Source organism: Micromonospora sp. NPDC049523 (assembly GCF_040676775.1).
GTDB lineage: Bacteria > Actinomycetota > Actinomycetes > Mycobacteriales > Micromonosporaceae > Micromonospora_G.
On the sequence record NZ_JBFAPP010000008.1, the window covers coordinates 22,214 to 36,973 of the forward strand.

General features: G+C 70.3%; 16 protein-coding genes. 5 read left to right on the forward strand and 11 right to left on the reverse strand.

From position 1 onward, the window contains the following. Positions 1–76: 76 nt before the first annotated feature. Positions 77–1,102: a class II fructose-bisphosphate aldolase gene (gene fbaA, locus AB0J90_RS14060; RefSeq protein WP_326562031.1), complete on the reverse strand. Its 1,026-nt coding sequence runs from the start codon at positions 1,100–1,102 to the stop codon at positions 77–79. Positions 1,103–1,266: 164 nt separating this feature from the next. Beyond that, positions 1,267–1,650, reverse strand: coding sequence for a phage holin family protein (locus AB0J90_RS14065; RefSeq protein ID WP_363595721.1), 384 nt, complete (start codon positions 1,648–1,650; stop codon positions 1,267–1,269). A 154-nt stretch (positions 1,651–1,804) separates the two neighbouring features. On the opposite strand from AB0J90_RS14065, the gene AB0J90_RS14070 reads away from it, so the two are divergent. Next, positions 1,805–2,053 (forward strand): hypothetical protein, encoded by a 249-nt coding sequence (locus AB0J90_RS14070; protein ID WP_363595723.1) that lies wholly within the window; start codon positions 1,805–1,807, stop codon positions 2,051–2,053. A gap of 33 nt (positions 2,054–2,086) precedes the next feature. Here the strand turns inward: AB0J90_RS14070 and AB0J90_RS14075 are convergent, their stop codons facing one another. The 3 genes from AB0J90_RS14075 to AB0J90_RS14085 form a co-directional block, all read right to left on the reverse strand. Then, complete coding sequence (locus AB0J90_RS14075) at positions 2,087–3,154, reverse strand: LCP family protein (RefSeq protein WP_363595725.1); 1,068 nt, start codon at positions 3,152–3,154, stop codon at positions 2,087–2,089. Beyond that, positions 3,154–3,645, reverse strand: a complete 492-nt coding sequence (locus AB0J90_RS14080) for a SigE family RNA polymerase sigma factor (RefSeq protein WP_363595727.1) — start codon at positions 3,643–3,645, stop codon at positions 3,154–3,156. Before AB0J90_RS14080 ends, AB0J90_RS14075 begins: the two co-directional genes overlap by 1 nt. A gap of 68 nt (positions 3,646–3,713) precedes the next feature. Continuing rightward, positions 3,714–4,793 (reverse strand): LCP family protein, encoded by a 1,080-nt coding sequence (locus tag AB0J90_RS14085; protein WP_363595729.1) that lies wholly within the window; start codon positions 4,791–4,793, stop codon positions 3,714–3,716. Between AB0J90_RS14085 and AB0J90_RS14090 the strand changes: the two genes are divergently transcribed. The 4 genes from AB0J90_RS14090 (at position 4,732) to AB0J90_RS14105 (ending at position 10,329) form a co-directional block, all read left to right on the forward strand. Continuing rightward, positions 4,732–5,190 (forward strand): hypothetical protein, encoded by a 459-nt coding sequence (locus AB0J90_RS14090; RefSeq protein ID WP_363595731.1) that lies wholly within the window; start codon positions 4,732–4,734, stop codon positions 5,188–5,190. The two genes, AB0J90_RS14085 and AB0J90_RS14090, sit on opposite strands and share 62 nt — an antisense overlap. Positions 5,191–5,351: 161 nt before the next feature. Then, positions 5,352–6,869, forward strand: a complete 1,518-nt coding sequence (locus tag AB0J90_RS14095) for a 3' terminal RNA ribose 2'-O-methyltransferase Hen1 (protein ID WP_363596241.1) — start codon at positions 5,352–5,354, stop codon at positions 6,867–6,869. After that, positions 6,866–9,403 (forward strand): polynucleotide kinase-phosphatase, encoded by a 2,538-nt coding sequence (locus AB0J90_RS14100; protein WP_363595733.1) that lies wholly within the window; start codon positions 6,866–6,868, stop codon positions 9,401–9,403. The genes AB0J90_RS14095 and AB0J90_RS14100 overlap by 4 nt, the downstream gene beginning before the upstream one ends. Positions 9,404–9,621: 218 nt before the next feature. After that, entirely contained in the window at positions 9,622–10,329 is a 708-nt protein-coding gene (locus AB0J90_RS14105; protein ID WP_363595735.1) for a DedA family protein, read from the forward strand. An 80-nt stretch (positions 10,330–10,409) separates the two neighbouring features. Here AB0J90_RS14105 and AB0J90_RS14110 read toward each other — a convergent pair whose 3' ends face one another. From AB0J90_RS14110 to AB0J90_RS14135, 6 genes are all read right to left on the reverse strand, one after another. Beyond that, the gene (locus tag AB0J90_RS14110; protein ID WP_363595737.1) at positions 10,410–11,063 is read right to left on the reverse strand and encodes a class II aldolase/adducin family protein; all 654 of its coding nucleotides are present in this window, start codon (positions 11,061–11,063) and stop codon (positions 10,410–10,412) included. A gap of 97 nt (positions 11,064–11,160) precedes the next feature. Further along, on the reverse strand, positions 11,161–11,538 hold the full coding sequence (locus tag AB0J90_RS14115; protein ID WP_076468717.1) for a metalloregulator ArsR/SmtB family transcription factor: 378 nt from the start codon (positions 11,536–11,538) through the stop codon (positions 11,161–11,163). Positions 11,539–11,595: 57 nt separating this feature from the next. Next, positions 11,596–12,135: an orotate phosphoribosyltransferase gene (pyrE, locus tag AB0J90_RS14120; RefSeq protein WP_363595739.1), complete on the reverse strand. Its 540-nt coding sequence runs from the start codon at positions 12,133–12,135 to the stop codon at positions 11,596–11,598. 188 nt (positions 12,136–12,323) lie between these two features. Beyond that, a complete protein-coding gene (locus tag AB0J90_RS14125) occupies positions 12,324–13,136 on the reverse strand; it encodes an SDR family oxidoreductase (RefSeq protein WP_363596243.1) in 813 nt (270 codons plus the stop codon). 19 nt (positions 13,137–13,155) lie between these two features. Then, positions 13,156–13,827, reverse strand: a complete 672-nt coding sequence (locus tag AB0J90_RS14130) for a hypothetical protein (protein WP_363595741.1) — start codon at positions 13,825–13,827, stop codon at positions 13,156–13,158. 119 nt (positions 13,828–13,946) lie between these two features. Continuing rightward, positions 13,947–14,708 carry a hypothetical protein gene (locus AB0J90_RS14135; protein WP_363595743.1) on the reverse strand — a complete coding sequence of 254 codons (762 nt, stop codon included), beginning with the start codon at positions 14,706–14,708 and terminating at the stop codon, positions 13,947–13,949. Positions 14,709–14,760 lie beyond the last annotated feature (52 nt).

The window sequence follows — 14,760 nt, forward strand, 5'->3', positions numbered from 1 at the left end:
GTACGCGAAAACGGCCGGTCCCCGTCGTCGGGGGACCGGCCGTCAGCGTTCGAGATTGGTCAGCGTTCGGGTTGGGTCAGCGGGCGAGGGTGGTGCCGGTGGAGCGCAGGTGCTCGCACGCCTCGACCACCCGCTGGGCGAGACCGGACTCGGCCGCCTTGCCCCAGACGCGAGGGTCGTACAGCTTCTTGTTGCCGACCTCGCCGTCCACCTTGAGCACGCCGTCGTAGTTGCGGAACATGTGGTCGGCGACCGGGCGGCTGAACGCGTACTGGGTGTCGGTGTCGATGTTCATCTTCACCACGCCGTAGTCCAGCGCTTCCCGGATCTCCTCCAGCAGCGAGCCGGAGCCGCCGTGGAAGACCAGGCTGAGCGGCTTGTCCTTGCCGTACTTGGCGCCGACCGCCTGCTGGATCTCGTTGAGGATCTCCGGGCGGAGCTTGACGTTGCCCGGCTTGTAGACGCCGTGCACGTTGCCGAAGGTCAGCGCCGCCATGTAGCGACCCTTCTCACCCAGGCCCAGCGCCTCGACCATCTGCAGACCGTCGGAGACGGTGGTGTAGAGCTTGTCGTCGATCGCGCCCTCGACCCCGTCCTCCTCGCCGCCGACCACACCGACCTCGATCTCGAGTACGACGTGCGCCGCGGCAGCGTCGTCCAGCAGCCCGGCCGCGATCTCCAGGTTCTCCGCCACCGGTACGGCCGAGCCGTCCCACATGTGCGACTGGAACAGCGGGGCCTCACCGCGGGCCACCCGCTCCTTGGAGATCGCCATCAGCGGGCGGACGAACCCGTCGAGCTTGTTCTTGGGGCAGTGGTCGGTGTGCAGCGCGATGTTGACGCCGTACTTCTTGGCCACCTCGGTGGCGAACAGCGCGAACGCGACCGAGCCGCCGACCATGTCCTTGATCGAGGGACCGGAGAGGTATTCGGCGCCACCGGTGGAGACCTGGATGATGCCATCGCTTTCCGCGTCGGCGAATCCGCGCAACGCGGCATTGAGGGTCTGCGAGGACGTCACGTTGATCGCGGGGTACGCGAACCGGCCCGCCTTGGCGCGGTCCAGCATCTCGGCGTAGACCTCGGGGGAAGCAATGGGCATCTCGAACGCTCCTTACTAACCACTTCGGCCGCTACGGCCGCTGTCTCACGTGTACGCGCCGGACCGCGCTGTCCTTCGCGGGCAGTATCCCGCAGGGCGCCCTTGCCGACACAACCGACCCGCGTCGACACCGGCCCGACCCGGCCCACCTGCTGCGGCCCGGCTCATCGGCGGTCGAACCGGTCCGGTACGAAGACGCTGATCAACCAGCTCACCACCGCCACCACGATGGCTCCCCAAAAGGCCGCCCAGAAGCCGTTCACGTGGAACGGCAGGTCGAACTCACCGGCGATCCAGTCGGTCAGCAGGAACAGCAGCGCGTTCACGACCAGGGCGAACAGCCCCAGGGTGAGGACGTAGAACACGCAACCGACCACGCGGATGATCGGCTTCAGCACCATGTTGACCACACCGAAGATCACCGCGACGACCAGCAGCGTCAACGCGTTCTCCCCGGCCGACCGGCCGGACACGTCGATGCCGGGCACCAGCGCGGTGGTGACCCACAACGCGACAGCGGTGATCACCAGCCGGATCAGGTAGCCCACCGGCCCATCGTGTCACCGCCACCGCCCGATCGGGTGCCAAACCCGGCGACTGCCGCCCGCCCCGTACCGGGCGGGCCGATTGCCGGCACGAATCCGGCGGACCGGCAGGCCAACCCGTACGGTGAAGGAGCACTGCGGACCGGAGGAGGCGACGATGACCCAGCCCGACGATGATTTTGTCCTCGGCGAGGAGTTCGCCCCCGGCGACCACCTCGACCCGGAGGAAAGGGACCCGGAGGCGCCCGCCGACGACGCCGTCGAGCAGGCCTCCTCCGCGGACCCGACCGACGACGGTCCCCCGTCGGCGACCGACTCGGAGCAGTTGCCCCGTGGCATCGAGGTGGACGAGTGGGACGCGCTGGAGCAGGCCCGGATCATCGGCCCGGAGGACGACTACCGGTGATCGGCGTCGGCGGGTGGCCGCCGACGCCGATCGTCAGCGGGTGACCCTGTCCGGATGGGCGCCCACCCAGGCGGTCAGGGTGTCGCCGCGTAGCGCGGCGAACAGGTCGTCGGCGGCTGCCCTATCCAGGGCGAGGCGTCCCGAACTGTCGGTCGGCGCGTTGTCGAAGTCCCAGCCGATGCCCACCGGCTTTGCCCCGGCGACCTGGACCAGGGTCGGCAGCAGCCCGGCGAGGGACGACTTGCCGGTGTCGGTGACCAGTCCGTCGCCGACGGCCTGAAGGATCTTCGACAGCCGGACCGGGTTGGTGAGCACCTCCGTACTGGTCATCTTCGACGCCAGGGCGGTCGCGAACCGCTGGGCGTTGCGATCCCGGTCGTGCGCGCCCACCGGCAGGCCGTACCGCTGCCGGAGCAGGTCGATCGCTGCGGCGCCGTCGAACTGCTGGCATCCGGCCGGGAACACACGCCGGGTGTGCAGGGACTGCACCGCGGCGGGCAGGCAGAGTTCGACCCCGCCGACGGCGTCGGTGAGCTGGCGCAGCCCGTCGAAGGTGAGCACCGCGGTCCCGTCGAAGGTCAGACCGGTCAGGCCGGTGACCGTCTTCGCGGTCAGCCGGGCCCCGCCGGGCAGGTCCGCTCCCCCACTCGGCCGGGCGCTGCCGAGCAGGAACGACTCCGACAGCTTGCGGACGCCGTGACCGGGGATGTCGGCTCCGAGGTCACGCGGGACCGAGACGAGGTACGCCCGACTGCGGTCGCGCGGTACGTGGACGATCAGCACCGAGTCGGCCCGGGCGTTGTCCTGGTCCTGTCCCTCGACCCCGAGCAGCAGGAAGTTCAGTGCGCCGTCCGGCCGGCCCGGAGGGCTCGGTGCCTCCGCCACCTGCTCGACCGGAGCCGGAGTCGGCACCAGGCCCCGCCCCAGCACCGGTATCCCGACCACGGCCAGTACGGCCAGCGCCGCGCCGGTCGTACGGACGGCGGTGCGGCGGCGCCGACGCCGGGCGGCGATCGCGTCGATGGCGGCACGCAGTGGTCCGGCCGGCGGTGCCAGCTCCCCGTGTCGGGCGAACGTCGCCCGCAGCTCTTCCTCGATCATCAGCTTGCCTCCACCAGCTCGGCACGTAGGGTGGCCAGGGCGCGGGAGATCGACGCCCGTACCGTCCCGACCGCACAGCCGAGTACCTCGGCGATTTCGGCGTCGGGGAGGTCCTCGTAGAAGCGCAGCACCAGGGCGGCCCGCTGCCGCCGGGGTAGTCGGCTCAACCAGCCCCAGATCTGGTCCCGGTCGGCGGCGTTCTGCGCGTGGTCGACCGTCGCGGCCACCACCGGCTCACCGGGGTCGGCGCGCAGCAGCACCCGTTTGAACCACGTGCCGCGCTGCCAGTCGAGGTACTGGTTGGTCAGCATGCGGCGTACGTAGCGGTCGGGCGAGTCGGCCCGGGCCACCCGGCGCCAGTTGAGCTGGACCCGCACCATCGTCTCCTGGACCAGGTCCTGGGCGAGGTGGGGGTCTCCGGTCAACAGCACCGCGTACCGCAGCAGCGCGGTGAGCCGGGTGTCGGCGAAGTCCGCGTATGTCACTGGCACCTCCGAAGGTCCTCGCCTCTAGAGACGGGTCGGACCCGCGGAATGATTGCGGCGACGGTCCCGGGGGATCAGCCGGTCTTCGGTGCGACCACGGCAGGATGGGTACGGACGAACTCGTCCAGGGTGCCGTCGCGCGCGGCGTGCAGCATCTCCATCGACTCGTCGGTGAGCCTCTGGTACGAGATGCCGTTGATTTTCACCTCGGCGAAGTTGCCCTGGTTCGTCTTCAGTACGGCCATGTCGTTCGCGGCGACGCCCTTGAGGGTGAACACGAAGTCCTCGATGGACACACCCTGGGTGTCGAGGATGAACGCCTTGCCGGCGGCGGTGATCACCCGACCGATCTTCGCGGGGTTGGTGACCACACCCGCGCTGGTGGCCTTCTTGGCGATGGCCTTGATGAGCTGTTGCTGGTGGCGCTGCCGGTCGTAGTCGGTCTTCGGCAGGCCGTACCGGATCCGGGCGTAGTCGAGGGCGAGTTCCGCCGACATGGGTCGGCAGCCGACCTCGTGCACGACGACCTTGCCGCCCGGGGGCACGTCGAAGACCCGGTGGGTGGCCTCGTTGAACTTGATCGGTACGAGCTTGCCGTTGCGGTCGTAGGCCAGGTGGATCGAGGAGGCGCGCTGGTCGATGCACATGTCGACGCCGCCCAGTTCGCGGATGACCGACTGGAAGCCCTGGAAGTCGATCAGGGCGGCGCCGTTGAAGGTGATGCCGATCTGCTTGTTGAGAGTCCTGGCGAGCAGTTTGAAGCCTCGGGCCCGCTTCTGGAGTTCGGTACCCTCGCCCCGGTAGCCGAACTCGAACGCTGCGTTGATCTTGTCGGTCCCGCCGCGGTAGTTGGTCTCCGGGTTGGCCGGGATCGGCACCCGCCAGTCGCGCGGAATCGAGACCAGGTACGCCTGGTCGTGGCTGGCCGGGATGTGCACGATCATGATCGTGTCGGCCCGGGCACCGGCGTCCCAGCCGGGCCGGACGTCGATGCCGACCAGGAGCAGGTTGAGCGGACCGTCGATCTTCTTCCCGGCCGGACCGGGGGTCGCCGGCACCGCGACGGCCTCGCCGTCGAGCAGGGTGGCCTGGGTGATCTTCGAGGTCGCCTTGTCGATCGCGACCTGGGTCAGCGCGTACGCCCCACCACTCATCACCACCAGTAGCGACCCCGTTGCCACCAACACCTTCGTCCAGATCGGAGCCCGTCGCCGGCCGGACCGGCGCTTGCTCTTGCCGGACCCCGAACCGCTCTCTCCTTCGGCAGCGGCCAGCGAATCGGACTCGACCGACAACTCGGAAGCGGCCGACAACTCGCCATCAATTGCCGATCCGGAGTCGACAGTCGGATCGAAAGCGGAACCGGAATTGTCCGGATGCTCCGGCTGCGGTTCGCGCCCCTGTTGCTTCGACCGCCCCGAACGCTTCGATTGTCCCGGCCGCTTCGACCGCTTCGGCTGCCGTTTGCCGGCCATGCCCGAGTCGCTGTCTTTGCCGCTGCGAGCCCGCATCGTCACCGTCCGGATTCCCTGTCGCGTCGCGCTGCCATAACTATTGACGGGTCGAGACCCGGGAAAGGCTGCAATTTCCCGGTGACGGTTTCATCAACTCTGCCGGCCGACCATCGGGAGGCCGACCGTACCCGTCGCAGGGGCCCGGTTGCCGACAAATTTGGGCGACGCGGGTCGATGCTGGCTGAGATCATTCCGGATGTGCTACTTACCGTCTCCACCACCCACCGGCCCGCCACCGACCTCGGTTACCTACTGGTCAAACACCCGGACCGGCAGCATTCGTTCGACGTACCGACGGGGACGGCGCACGTGTTCTATCCACAGGCGGACGAGGACCGGTGCACCGCCGCGTTGCTGCTCGACGTCGACCCGCTGCGGCTGACCAATGCGCGCGGCAAGGGCCGCGGCCGGGGTGCCGGCAGCACCCCCGAGGGCTTCACCCTCGGCCAGTACGTCAACGACCGGCCGTACGCGGCGTCGAGCCTGCTCTCCTCGGCCCTGGCCAAGGTGTTCCGCTCGGCCCTGCACGGCGCCTCCAAGGACCGGCCGGAGTTGGCCGCGACCCCGATCCCGCTGGAGATCGGCGTGCCGGTGCTGCGCTGCCGCGGCGGTGCCGAATTGGCGAACCTGCTCTTCGCCCCGCTCGGCTGGACGGTCACGGCCGATTCGATCCCGCTCGACGCGACCCGTCCGGACTGGGGCGACAGCCGGTACGTCGCGCTCACCCTGCGCGGCACGCTGCGGGTGGCCGACGCGCTGAACCAGCTCTACGTGCTGCTGCCGGTGCTGGACGACGCCAAGCACTACTGGGTGGCGCCGGACGAGATCGACAAGCTGCTCCGGGCCGGTGAGGGCTGGCTCGCCCGGCACCCCGAACGGGGGCTCATCACCCGGCGGTACCTGGCCCACCGCCGGGCACTGGCCGGGGCGGCCCTGGCCCGACTGGCCGAACTGCGCCTGATCGACGACAACGGCGAACCGGACACTGTGGACGTTCCGGACGATGCCGGCTCCGACGAAGACGCCAACCTGCCGGCCGAGGCCCGACGCCAGCCCCTGGCCGTACGCCGCCGGGCGGCCGTACTGGCGGCGCTGGCCCAGGTCGGCGCTGCTCGCGTACTCGACCTGGGTTGTGGTGGTGGGGCACTGTTGGCGGACCTGATCCGGGACCGGCGCTACACCGAGATCGTGGGTACCGACGTGTCGCACCGGGCGTTGGCGATGGCGCAGCGGCGGCTCCGGCTGGAGCGGTTGCCGCAGCGTCAGCAGGACCGGATCAAGCTGTGGCAGTCCGCCCTCACCTACCGCGACGACCGGCTGCGCGGGTACGACGCCGCGGTGCTGATGGAGGTCGTCGAGCACCTGGACCCACCCCGCCTGCCGGCGCTGGAGGGGGCGGTCTTCGGTCACGCCCAGCCGGCCACGGTGGTGGTCACCACCCCGAACTCCGAGTACAACGTCCGGTACGAGGGCCTGGCAGCCGGTTCGATGCGGCACCACGACCACCGGTTCGAGTGGAACCGGGCCGAGTTCGCCGACTGGGTGAACCGGGTCGCGGCCGCCCACGGCTACACCGCGACGATCACCGGGGTCGGTGACGACGACCCGATCGTCGGCGCACCCACCCAGCTCGCCATCTTCACCCGCGCCGCACAGACCGCCGACTCGGCACGAACCGCACGGACCGCCGACACCTCGAAGGAGGGGACCGCATGACCGCCCTCGACATTCCGGAGCTGGCCCTGGTCGCCCTGGTCGGCATCTCCGGTTCGGGCAAGTCGACCTTCGCCCGCCGGCACTTCGCACCCACCCAGGTGCTCTCCTCGGACGCGTTCCGGGCGATGGTGGCCGACGACGAGAACGACCAGTCCGCCTCCGCCGAGGCGTTCGACGTGCTGCACTACGTGGCTGGCAAGCGGCTGCGCGCCGGTCGGCTGACCGTGGTCGACGCGACCAACCTCCAGTCGCACGCCCGCGCCGGCCTGGTACGGGTGGCCCGCGAGCACGATGTACTGCCGGTGGCGGTGGTGCTCGACGCGCCGGAACCGCTGTGCTGGGAACGGACCCAGGCGCGGACCGACCGGACCTTCGGCCGCCAGGTGCTCGGCCGGATGCAGCGCGACCTGCGCCGCTCGATCGGGCAGTTGGCCCGGGAGGGCTTCCGCAAGGTGCACGTGTTGCGCGGAGTGGAGGAGATCGACGCCGCCACCATCCGGTACGAGCGGATGTTCAACGACCGTAAGGAGCTGACCGGTCCGTTCGACATCGTCGGCGACGTACACGGATGCCGGGCCGAGCTGGAGACGCTGCTGACCCGGCTCGGTTGGACGCTGCACCGGGACCCGCAGGGGCGACCGGTCGACGCCACGCACCCGGACGGGCGTACCGCGGTGTTCGTCGGTGACCTGGTCGACCGCGGCCCGGACTCGCCCGGCGTGCTCCGCCTGGTGATGGGCATGGTCGCCGCCGGGCACGCGATCTGCGTGCCCGGCAACCACGAACAGAAGCTGCTGCGCAAGCTGCGCGGACGCAACGTGCAGGTCAGCCACGGCCTCGCCGAGACGCTGGAGCAGCTCGAACAGGAGGAGTCCGCGTTCGTCGCCGAGGCGTCCACGTTCATCGACGGCCTGGTGAGCCACTACCTGCTCGACGGCGGCCGGCTGGTAGTCGCACACGCCGGTCTCAAGGAGGAATACCAGGGACGGGCATCGGGACGGGTACGGGCGTTCGCGCTCTTCGGCGAGACCACCGGCGAAACCGACGAGTACGGCCTGCCGGTGCGCTACCCGTGGGCCCGCGACTACCGGGGTTCCGCCATGGTCGTCTACGGCCACACCCCGACGCCGACCCCGGAATGGGTCAACAACACCATCTGCATCGACACCGGCTGCGTCTTCGGCGGCACGCTGACCGCACTGCGCTACCCGGAGCGGGACCTGGTCTCGGTGCCGGCCGCGAAGGAGTACTACGCCCCGGCGCGACCCCTGGTCAGCGTGCCGGCCGCCGAGCCCGACCGGGCCGAGGGCACGCTCGACCTGGGTGACGTGACCGGACGCCGGCACCTCGACTACGGGTACGGCACGCTCACCGTGGACGCCGAACAGGCCGCCGCCGCACTGGAGGTGATGAGCCGGTTCGCGGTCGATCCGCGCGCCCTGCCGTGGCTGCCGCCGACGATGGCACCCTGCTCGACCGCCGAACTGGACGGCTTCCTGGAGCACCCGGCCCAGGCGTTCGCCGACTACCGGGCGGCCGGCGTCGACCGGGTGGTCTGCGAGGAGAAGCACATGGGCTCCCGCGCGGTGGTGCTGGTCTGCCGGCAGGCCGACGACAACCGGTTCGGTCCGGCCGGCGGGGCGGTCTACACCCGTACCGGGCGCCCGTTCTTCGGCGAACCGCTGGACGCGGGCCTGCTGGCAAAGGTACGGGCGGCGGCGACCGGTGCCGGGCTGTGGGCCGAACTCGACACCGACTGGTTGCTGCTCGACACCGAACTGCTGCCCTGGTCGGCGAAGGCGACCGGCCTGATCCGGGAGCAGTACGCCAGCGTCGGCGCGGCCGGCGGGGCGGTGCTGCCGGCGGTGCTCGACGCGCTGGACGCCGCGACCGGGCGTGGCCTGCCCGTCGGCGAACTGCGGGACCGGATGGCCCGCCGGGCAACCGACCTGGCCCGCTACACCGAGGCCTACCGGGCGTACGTGCACCCTTCCGACGGGCTGGACGGGGTGACGCTCGCCCCGTTCGCGCTGCTCGCGAGCGCCGGGGCGACGCACACCGGCCGGGACCACGGCTGGCACCTGGCGGTGGCCGATCGGCTGCACGAGGCCGATCCGGTGTTCTTCACCCCCACCCGGCGCCGGGTGGTCGACCTCGCCGACGAGGCCGCGGTACGCGAGGCCACCGAGTGGTGGCTGGAGCTGACCGCTGCCGGCGGCGAGGGCATGGTGGTCAAGCCGTACGCCGGGTTGGCTGCGGTCGACGGGCGCGGCCGGCTGCTGCAGCCGGGGGTGAAGTGCCGGGGCCGGGAGTACCTGCGGATCATCTACGGGCCGGAGTACACCGAGCCGGAGCAATTGGCGGTGCTCCGCAAGCGGTCGCTGGGGCGCAAGCGCGGCTTGGCGCTGCGCGAGCACGGCCTCGGCCTGGCCGCGCTCGACCGGCTGGCCGACGGTGCCCCGCTGTGGCGGCGACACGAGTTGGTCTTCGCCATCCTGGCCTGCGAGTCAGAGCCGGTGGACCCCCGGCTGTAACCGAAGTCACCCCGCTCGGGTGGGGTGTCCGTCGGCTGGGGGGCCCGGCGGCGGTGGGCGTTCGTCGGCCGGGGAGAGACGTCGGCGGGCGGGCGCCCATCGCCGCCACCTAGACTGCGGGGGTACCCGTCGCCGCGGCGGAGGGTCGTACCCTGCTCGGAATGTCCGCCAGTGCGCGGAAAGTCGCTGCCCGACCGGGAAACTTCGGAGGTCACCCCGTGCCGACGCCCACCACCACGCTGGCCATGGGCCCTGAGTTCCTGGACCCGGAGTGGCTGATCTCGACCTTCGGGCTGCTCGGCATCCTGGCCATCGTCTTCGCCGAGTCGGGGCTGCTGATCGGGTTCTTCCTGCCCGGCGACTCGCTGCTGTTCACCACCGGCCTGCTGACTTCCGACGGGCAGTACATCACGTACCCGATCTGGCTGGTCTGCCTGCTGATCACGATCGCGGCGATCGCGGGTGACCAGGTGGGCTACCTGTTCGGCCGACGGGTGGGGCCGGCGCTGTTCCGCCGCCCGAACTCGCGGCTGTTCAAGCAGGAGAACCTGCTCAAGGCGCACGAGTTCTTCGACAAGTACGGCGCCCGGTCGATCGTGCTGGCCCGGTTCGTGCCGATCGTACGGACCTTCACCCCGATCGTGGCCGGCGTCAGCAAGATGAACTACCGCACGTTCGTGATCTACAACGTGATCGGTGGGGCCCTCTGGGGCACCGGGGTCACGCTGCTCGGTTACTTCCTCGGCCAGATCGACTTCGTCAAGGCGAACATCGAGATCATCCTGATCCTGATCGTGGTGATCTCGGTGGTGCCGATCGCGATCGAGCTGCTCCGAGCCCGGATGGCTGCCCGTCGCGGCACCACCCCGGCCGAGCAGGCCGCACTGGACGAGGCCGCGCGCGAAAGCCAGCAGCACCGCCCCTGAGCGGGGACTGGGGTTGAGCGCTCAGGCTCGGTCGCCGAGCGCTCGGCCACGACCCGGTCGAGAACCGGGGCGCTGCGTGCTCAGATCCGGTCGAGGAGGTCGGGCGGAAGCTCGGTCAGATCGTCGAGCCGGCCGGCGACCAGGGCGTGGTAGGTCAGCCGGGCGGCCTCTTCGAGGTTGACGGCCCGTTTGTGGGCCAGTTCCACGCTCTCGGCCAGCACCGAGCAGCCGTGTCGGCTCAACACCAGACAGTTCGTGCCGTCGGCGGCCGCCGCGGCGGCGAGTTCGGCCAACTCCGCCGAACCCGGTGGCCGGAATGGCACCCGGCCCACCCGACGCAGGTAGAAGGCATGATCGGTGGTGACCAACCGGATGTGTTCGCCCAGGGCGTCGAGCAGCAGCGCATGCTGCGGGTGCAGGTGCACGATCGCCCGTACGTCGGGACGAGCCCGGTAGGTGGCGAGGTGCAGCGCCAACTCACTCGTCGGTACGCCCACAGGCATGCCGGAGCCGCCCTCGTCGCGTACCGCGCCGTCGGTGATGCCGACCTGGACGAAGTCGGACCGGTCGAGCCGGTCCAGCCAGGTGCCGGCCGCGGTGACCCAGCACGAGTCGGTGCCGGGCAGCCGGACGGACAGGTTTCCGCCCGAGCCCACCACGAGACCGGGTCGCACCACGTCCCGGCCGACCCGGGCGAGTTGCGTGCGCAGGTCACCGGTGAGGTCGTCGTTCACCCCAGCGGACCCCGCACCCTCAACTCCACCCGGACAGCCGTCGGTCCGTCTGGTGCCACCCGGACAGGGGCAGGCACCAGACGGGCCAGTCGCTGATTCAGCGAGCCTTCTTGGTGGCTCGCTTACGGGGCGGAGTCAACAGGTCGGCGATCGTTGCGATCGCCGTCGGCACCAGCCGGTAGTACGCCCACACGCCGCGCTTCTCCCGCTCCAGCAAGCCGGCCTCGGTGAGGATACGCAGGTGGTGACTGACCGTCGGCTGCGAGAGGCCGAGAGGTGCGGTGAGGTCACACACGCACGCCTCGCCCTCGGGCGCCGACTGGATCAGGCTGAGCAGCCGCAGCCGGGCGGGGTCGGCGAGGGCCTTGAGGACCCCCGCAAGTCGCTCGGCGTCGGCACGTTCGATCGGCTCGCCGGCAAGCGGCGAGATCTGAGGCATAGTCATTTCAGCCAACGCAGTTCCCACGTTTTCCATCCTTCCACCAGCAGCATCGACCCGCCTGCATATCAGCAGATCCGAATCGTCAAACTTTTAGGCCACTAGGCCGAGGTCAGGCAACGTATAGGCCGCTCGGTATGGCAGTCCGGCCGCTCGAACGGCGTCGCCCGCGCCTCGATCAACAATAACCGCAACGCCCACAACCTCGGCCCCAGCCTCTTGCAACGCCTCGACCGCGGTCAGCACACTGCCACCCGTCGTCGAAGTATCCTCCACCGCCAGCACCCGGCGACCGGCCACCTCCGGCCCCTCGATCCGCCGCTGCAGGCCGTGCGTCTTCTCGGCCTTACGCACCACGAAGGCATCCAGCCCGCGCCCCGTCGCCGAGGCGGCGTGCAGCATGGACGCGGCAACCGGATCGGCGCCCAGGGTCAGGCCACCGACCGCTTCGAAATCCCAGTCCGCGGTCAGGTCGAGCAACACTCGGCCCACCAATGGTGCCGCCGCGTGATGGAGAGTCACCCGGCGCAGATCCACGTACCAGTCCGCCTCACGACCGGAGGACAGCACGACCCGGCCGTGTACTACGGCCAGGTCGGAAATGAATTTACGCAGGTCGTCGTGGTCCCCCATGGCGCCCAAGGGTACTGCTCGAGTCTGGGTGCCGTCGGGTGGACCCGACCGGCCGGCGATCCGCCATCGGCGATGATGCTCAGGATTGACGGTGCGCGACTACTCTGCGTACTCGGAATCCGGTGTGGGTAACCAGATTGCGGGATCCCCGACCGCCTCGTCCGCGGGCCGTCGCCGGGACAACAAGATCAACGCTCGTCGCGTCCGACCCGCGCCCGGGTGTCGCCGCTGACCGTCCTCAGCAGTCCACGGGGGGCGTGCCGCAACCCGAAGACCGCCGCCTTGTATTTCCAGTCCGGAACGCTGACCAACTTGCCTTTTCCCAGGTCACGCAGGGCATCGGCCACCACGTTGTCAGCCGAGAGCCACAGCCAATCAGGCATTTTGGACACGTTGATGCCGGCCCGCTGATGGAATTCGGTACGGGTGAAGCCCGGGCAGAGCGCCATCACCCGTACGCCGTAACGGCGGGTGGACTGGCCCACGGACTCGCTGAAATTGGTCACCCAGGCCTTGCTGGCGGAGTAGGTGGAGCCCGGCATTACGGCTCCGAAGCCGGCAACCGAAGAGACATTTATCACTGCCCCATCGCGCCGTACGGTCATGGTGGCCAGGGCCGCAAGGGTTAAGCGCATGACCGCGTGGACATTGAGCCGTAACAAACGTGCCTCGTCCTCGACGGTCGAACGGAGGAACGAACGGGCCAGACTGATGCCGGCACTGTTCACGAGAAGTTCAATCGGTTCGGCCGACTCCGCGAGTCGCCGTTCCACCGCGAGGCACCCATCGTCGGTGGTGAGATCGGCCGGAAGCGTGTCCACCCGAACCTGATGCCGCTCGGCCAACTCCGCCGCCAGCCCGGCCAGCCGCTCGCCGTCGCGGGAGACCAGCACCAGGTGCCGCCCGTCGGCGGCGAGCCGCCGGGCGAAGGCCGCGCCGATACCCGCGGTCGCACCGGTCACCAGGGCGCGAGCCGAACCGGTACGGGGCGGAACGGGCACTGCTGGCACGGGCAGGTCCTTACCAGTTCGGCGGCGGTGGCACCGGCGGCTGCACCTGGACAGGCGTCCGCCCACGGAAGAAGGCGTTCGCCGCGGGCAGCACCAGCAGCGTTGCTACTACAAAGTAACCGAGTGCCTGGGCCACCGAAAGCCCGGCCGTCAGCGGAACCCACCAGGACGGGTACGCGTCGCCGAGCGCCCGGATCAGCTCGGTTGTCATCTGGTCGTCCCGTGTGCTGGTCAGCGGCACCGTGCGCTGCACGACCACGGTCGCCAGCGTGCCGCAGCCGCAGAGCAGACCGAGCCCGCAGACCACCCAGGTGGTGATCCGGACCCGGTTGGCGCCGCGCAGGTTGCCCACCGCCAGGACGACCAGCAGCACCGCCGCCCCGACGGCGACCGCCGTACTGACCCCCGCGCCGACCCGGAGCAGCGCCACGAAGCCGTCCACCTCCGACCGGTCGACACCGGCCTGCCCGGCGGCGGCCCGGAACCGGTCGACCGTGCCGCCCGAGGTGGCCAGCCCGAGGATCGCGTGGACCAGCCCACCGGCCGCCATGACGCCCAGCACCGCGGCGGCGAGCACGACCACCCCCGGACGCCGGTTCGGCGCCACGGTGGGCGCTGGGGCGGGCCAACCGGCCACCGGCGGGACCGGGCCACCGGGCCACACGTGCGCTGGGTCCGACACGACAGATCCCCCCGAGTAGGCGTCGGAATGCAACCTACTCGGGGGGATCACGCGGAAGCCCTATCCCGGTCCGACCAATTCGACGAGTCGTCGAATCGGTCGGTGCGCTGACGGTCCGGTCAGCTGGTCGAGGGTCCGGACGGTGGCGGGGCCGACGGCGGCGGTCCCCATTGGTCGTCCGAGTCGCCGTCGCGGGGAGCAGCCGGCGGCGTGGTCGGGCTCGGCCCGGACGGCTGCGACGGGTCGGTCCCCGGCGTCGACTGCGGGTAACCGGGGTACGCCGAGCCCGGCACGGGCGGCTGCCAGACCGGCTGCGCCTTGCGGAAGAACTCGTTCGACGGCGGCAGGGCCAGCAGGATCAGCGCCGCCAGGACGGCGAGCACCGCGACCACGCTCAGCAGGTTGCTGAGCGGTTCGTACCAGCCGGGCAGCCGGTCGTTCAACATCCGCTGGATCTCGGCCTCGTCCGGCACGTTCGCGTCGCCGCTGGACGACGGGGTCAGCGCGCTGCCCGCCGCCGTCAGTGCCAGACCCGCGACCGAGCAGCAGAAGAAGAGACCGCCGAGCACCCAGGTCACGATCCGGGCGGGGTTCTTGCCGCGGTTGTTCAACAGCGCGAGGACAACCAGGCCGATCGCGACGACCAGCCCCACCACCGCGGTGACGACGATGGTCGCGGTGCCCACGGCACCCGCGCCGTCGAGGTCGGTGCCGGCGTACGCCTCTTCGTAGACGTCGCTGATGGTGCCGATGAGCGGAAGCGTGATGATCGCCCCGATCAACTGAACCGCGGCGACCAGGTAGAGCAGATATCCGGCGTAGGTGACGGTGCTCGGACGCGGCCTCGCCGCGGTACCCGCCGGGTAGTTCGGATCAGACACGGCGCTCCTTCCCCTCAGATCGAGGATCACCGTATCGGTACCCCGCCAGCCC

Coding starts and splice junctions, on each gene's coding strand:
- AB0J90_RS14070 (WP_363595723.1), top strand. CDS start 1,805: ATGACCCAGCCCGACGATGATTTTGTCCTCGGCGAGGAGTTCGCCCCC.
- AB0J90_RS14075 (WP_363595725.1), bottom strand. CDS start 3,154: ATGATCGAGGAAGAGCTGCGGGCGACGTTCGCCCGACACGGGGAGCTG.
- pyrE (WP_363595739.1), bottom strand. CDS start 12,135: ATGGGGGACCACGACGACCTGCGTAAATTCATTTCCGACCTGGCCGTA.
- AB0J90_RS14100 (WP_363595733.1), top strand. CDS start 6,866: ATGACCGCCCTCGACATTCCGGAGCTGGCCCTGGTCGCCCTGGTCGGC.
- AB0J90_RS14115 (WP_076468717.1), bottom strand. CDS start 11,538: ATGGAAAACGTGGGAACTGCGTTGGCTGAAATGACTATGCCTCAGATC.
- AB0J90_RS14085 (WP_363595729.1), bottom strand. CDS start 4,793: ATGAGTGGTGGGGCGTACGCGCTGACCCAGGTCGCGATCGACAAGGCG.
- fbaA (WP_326562031.1), bottom strand. CDS start 1,102: ATGCCCATTGCTTCCCCCGAGGTCTACGCCGAGATGCTGGACCGCGCC.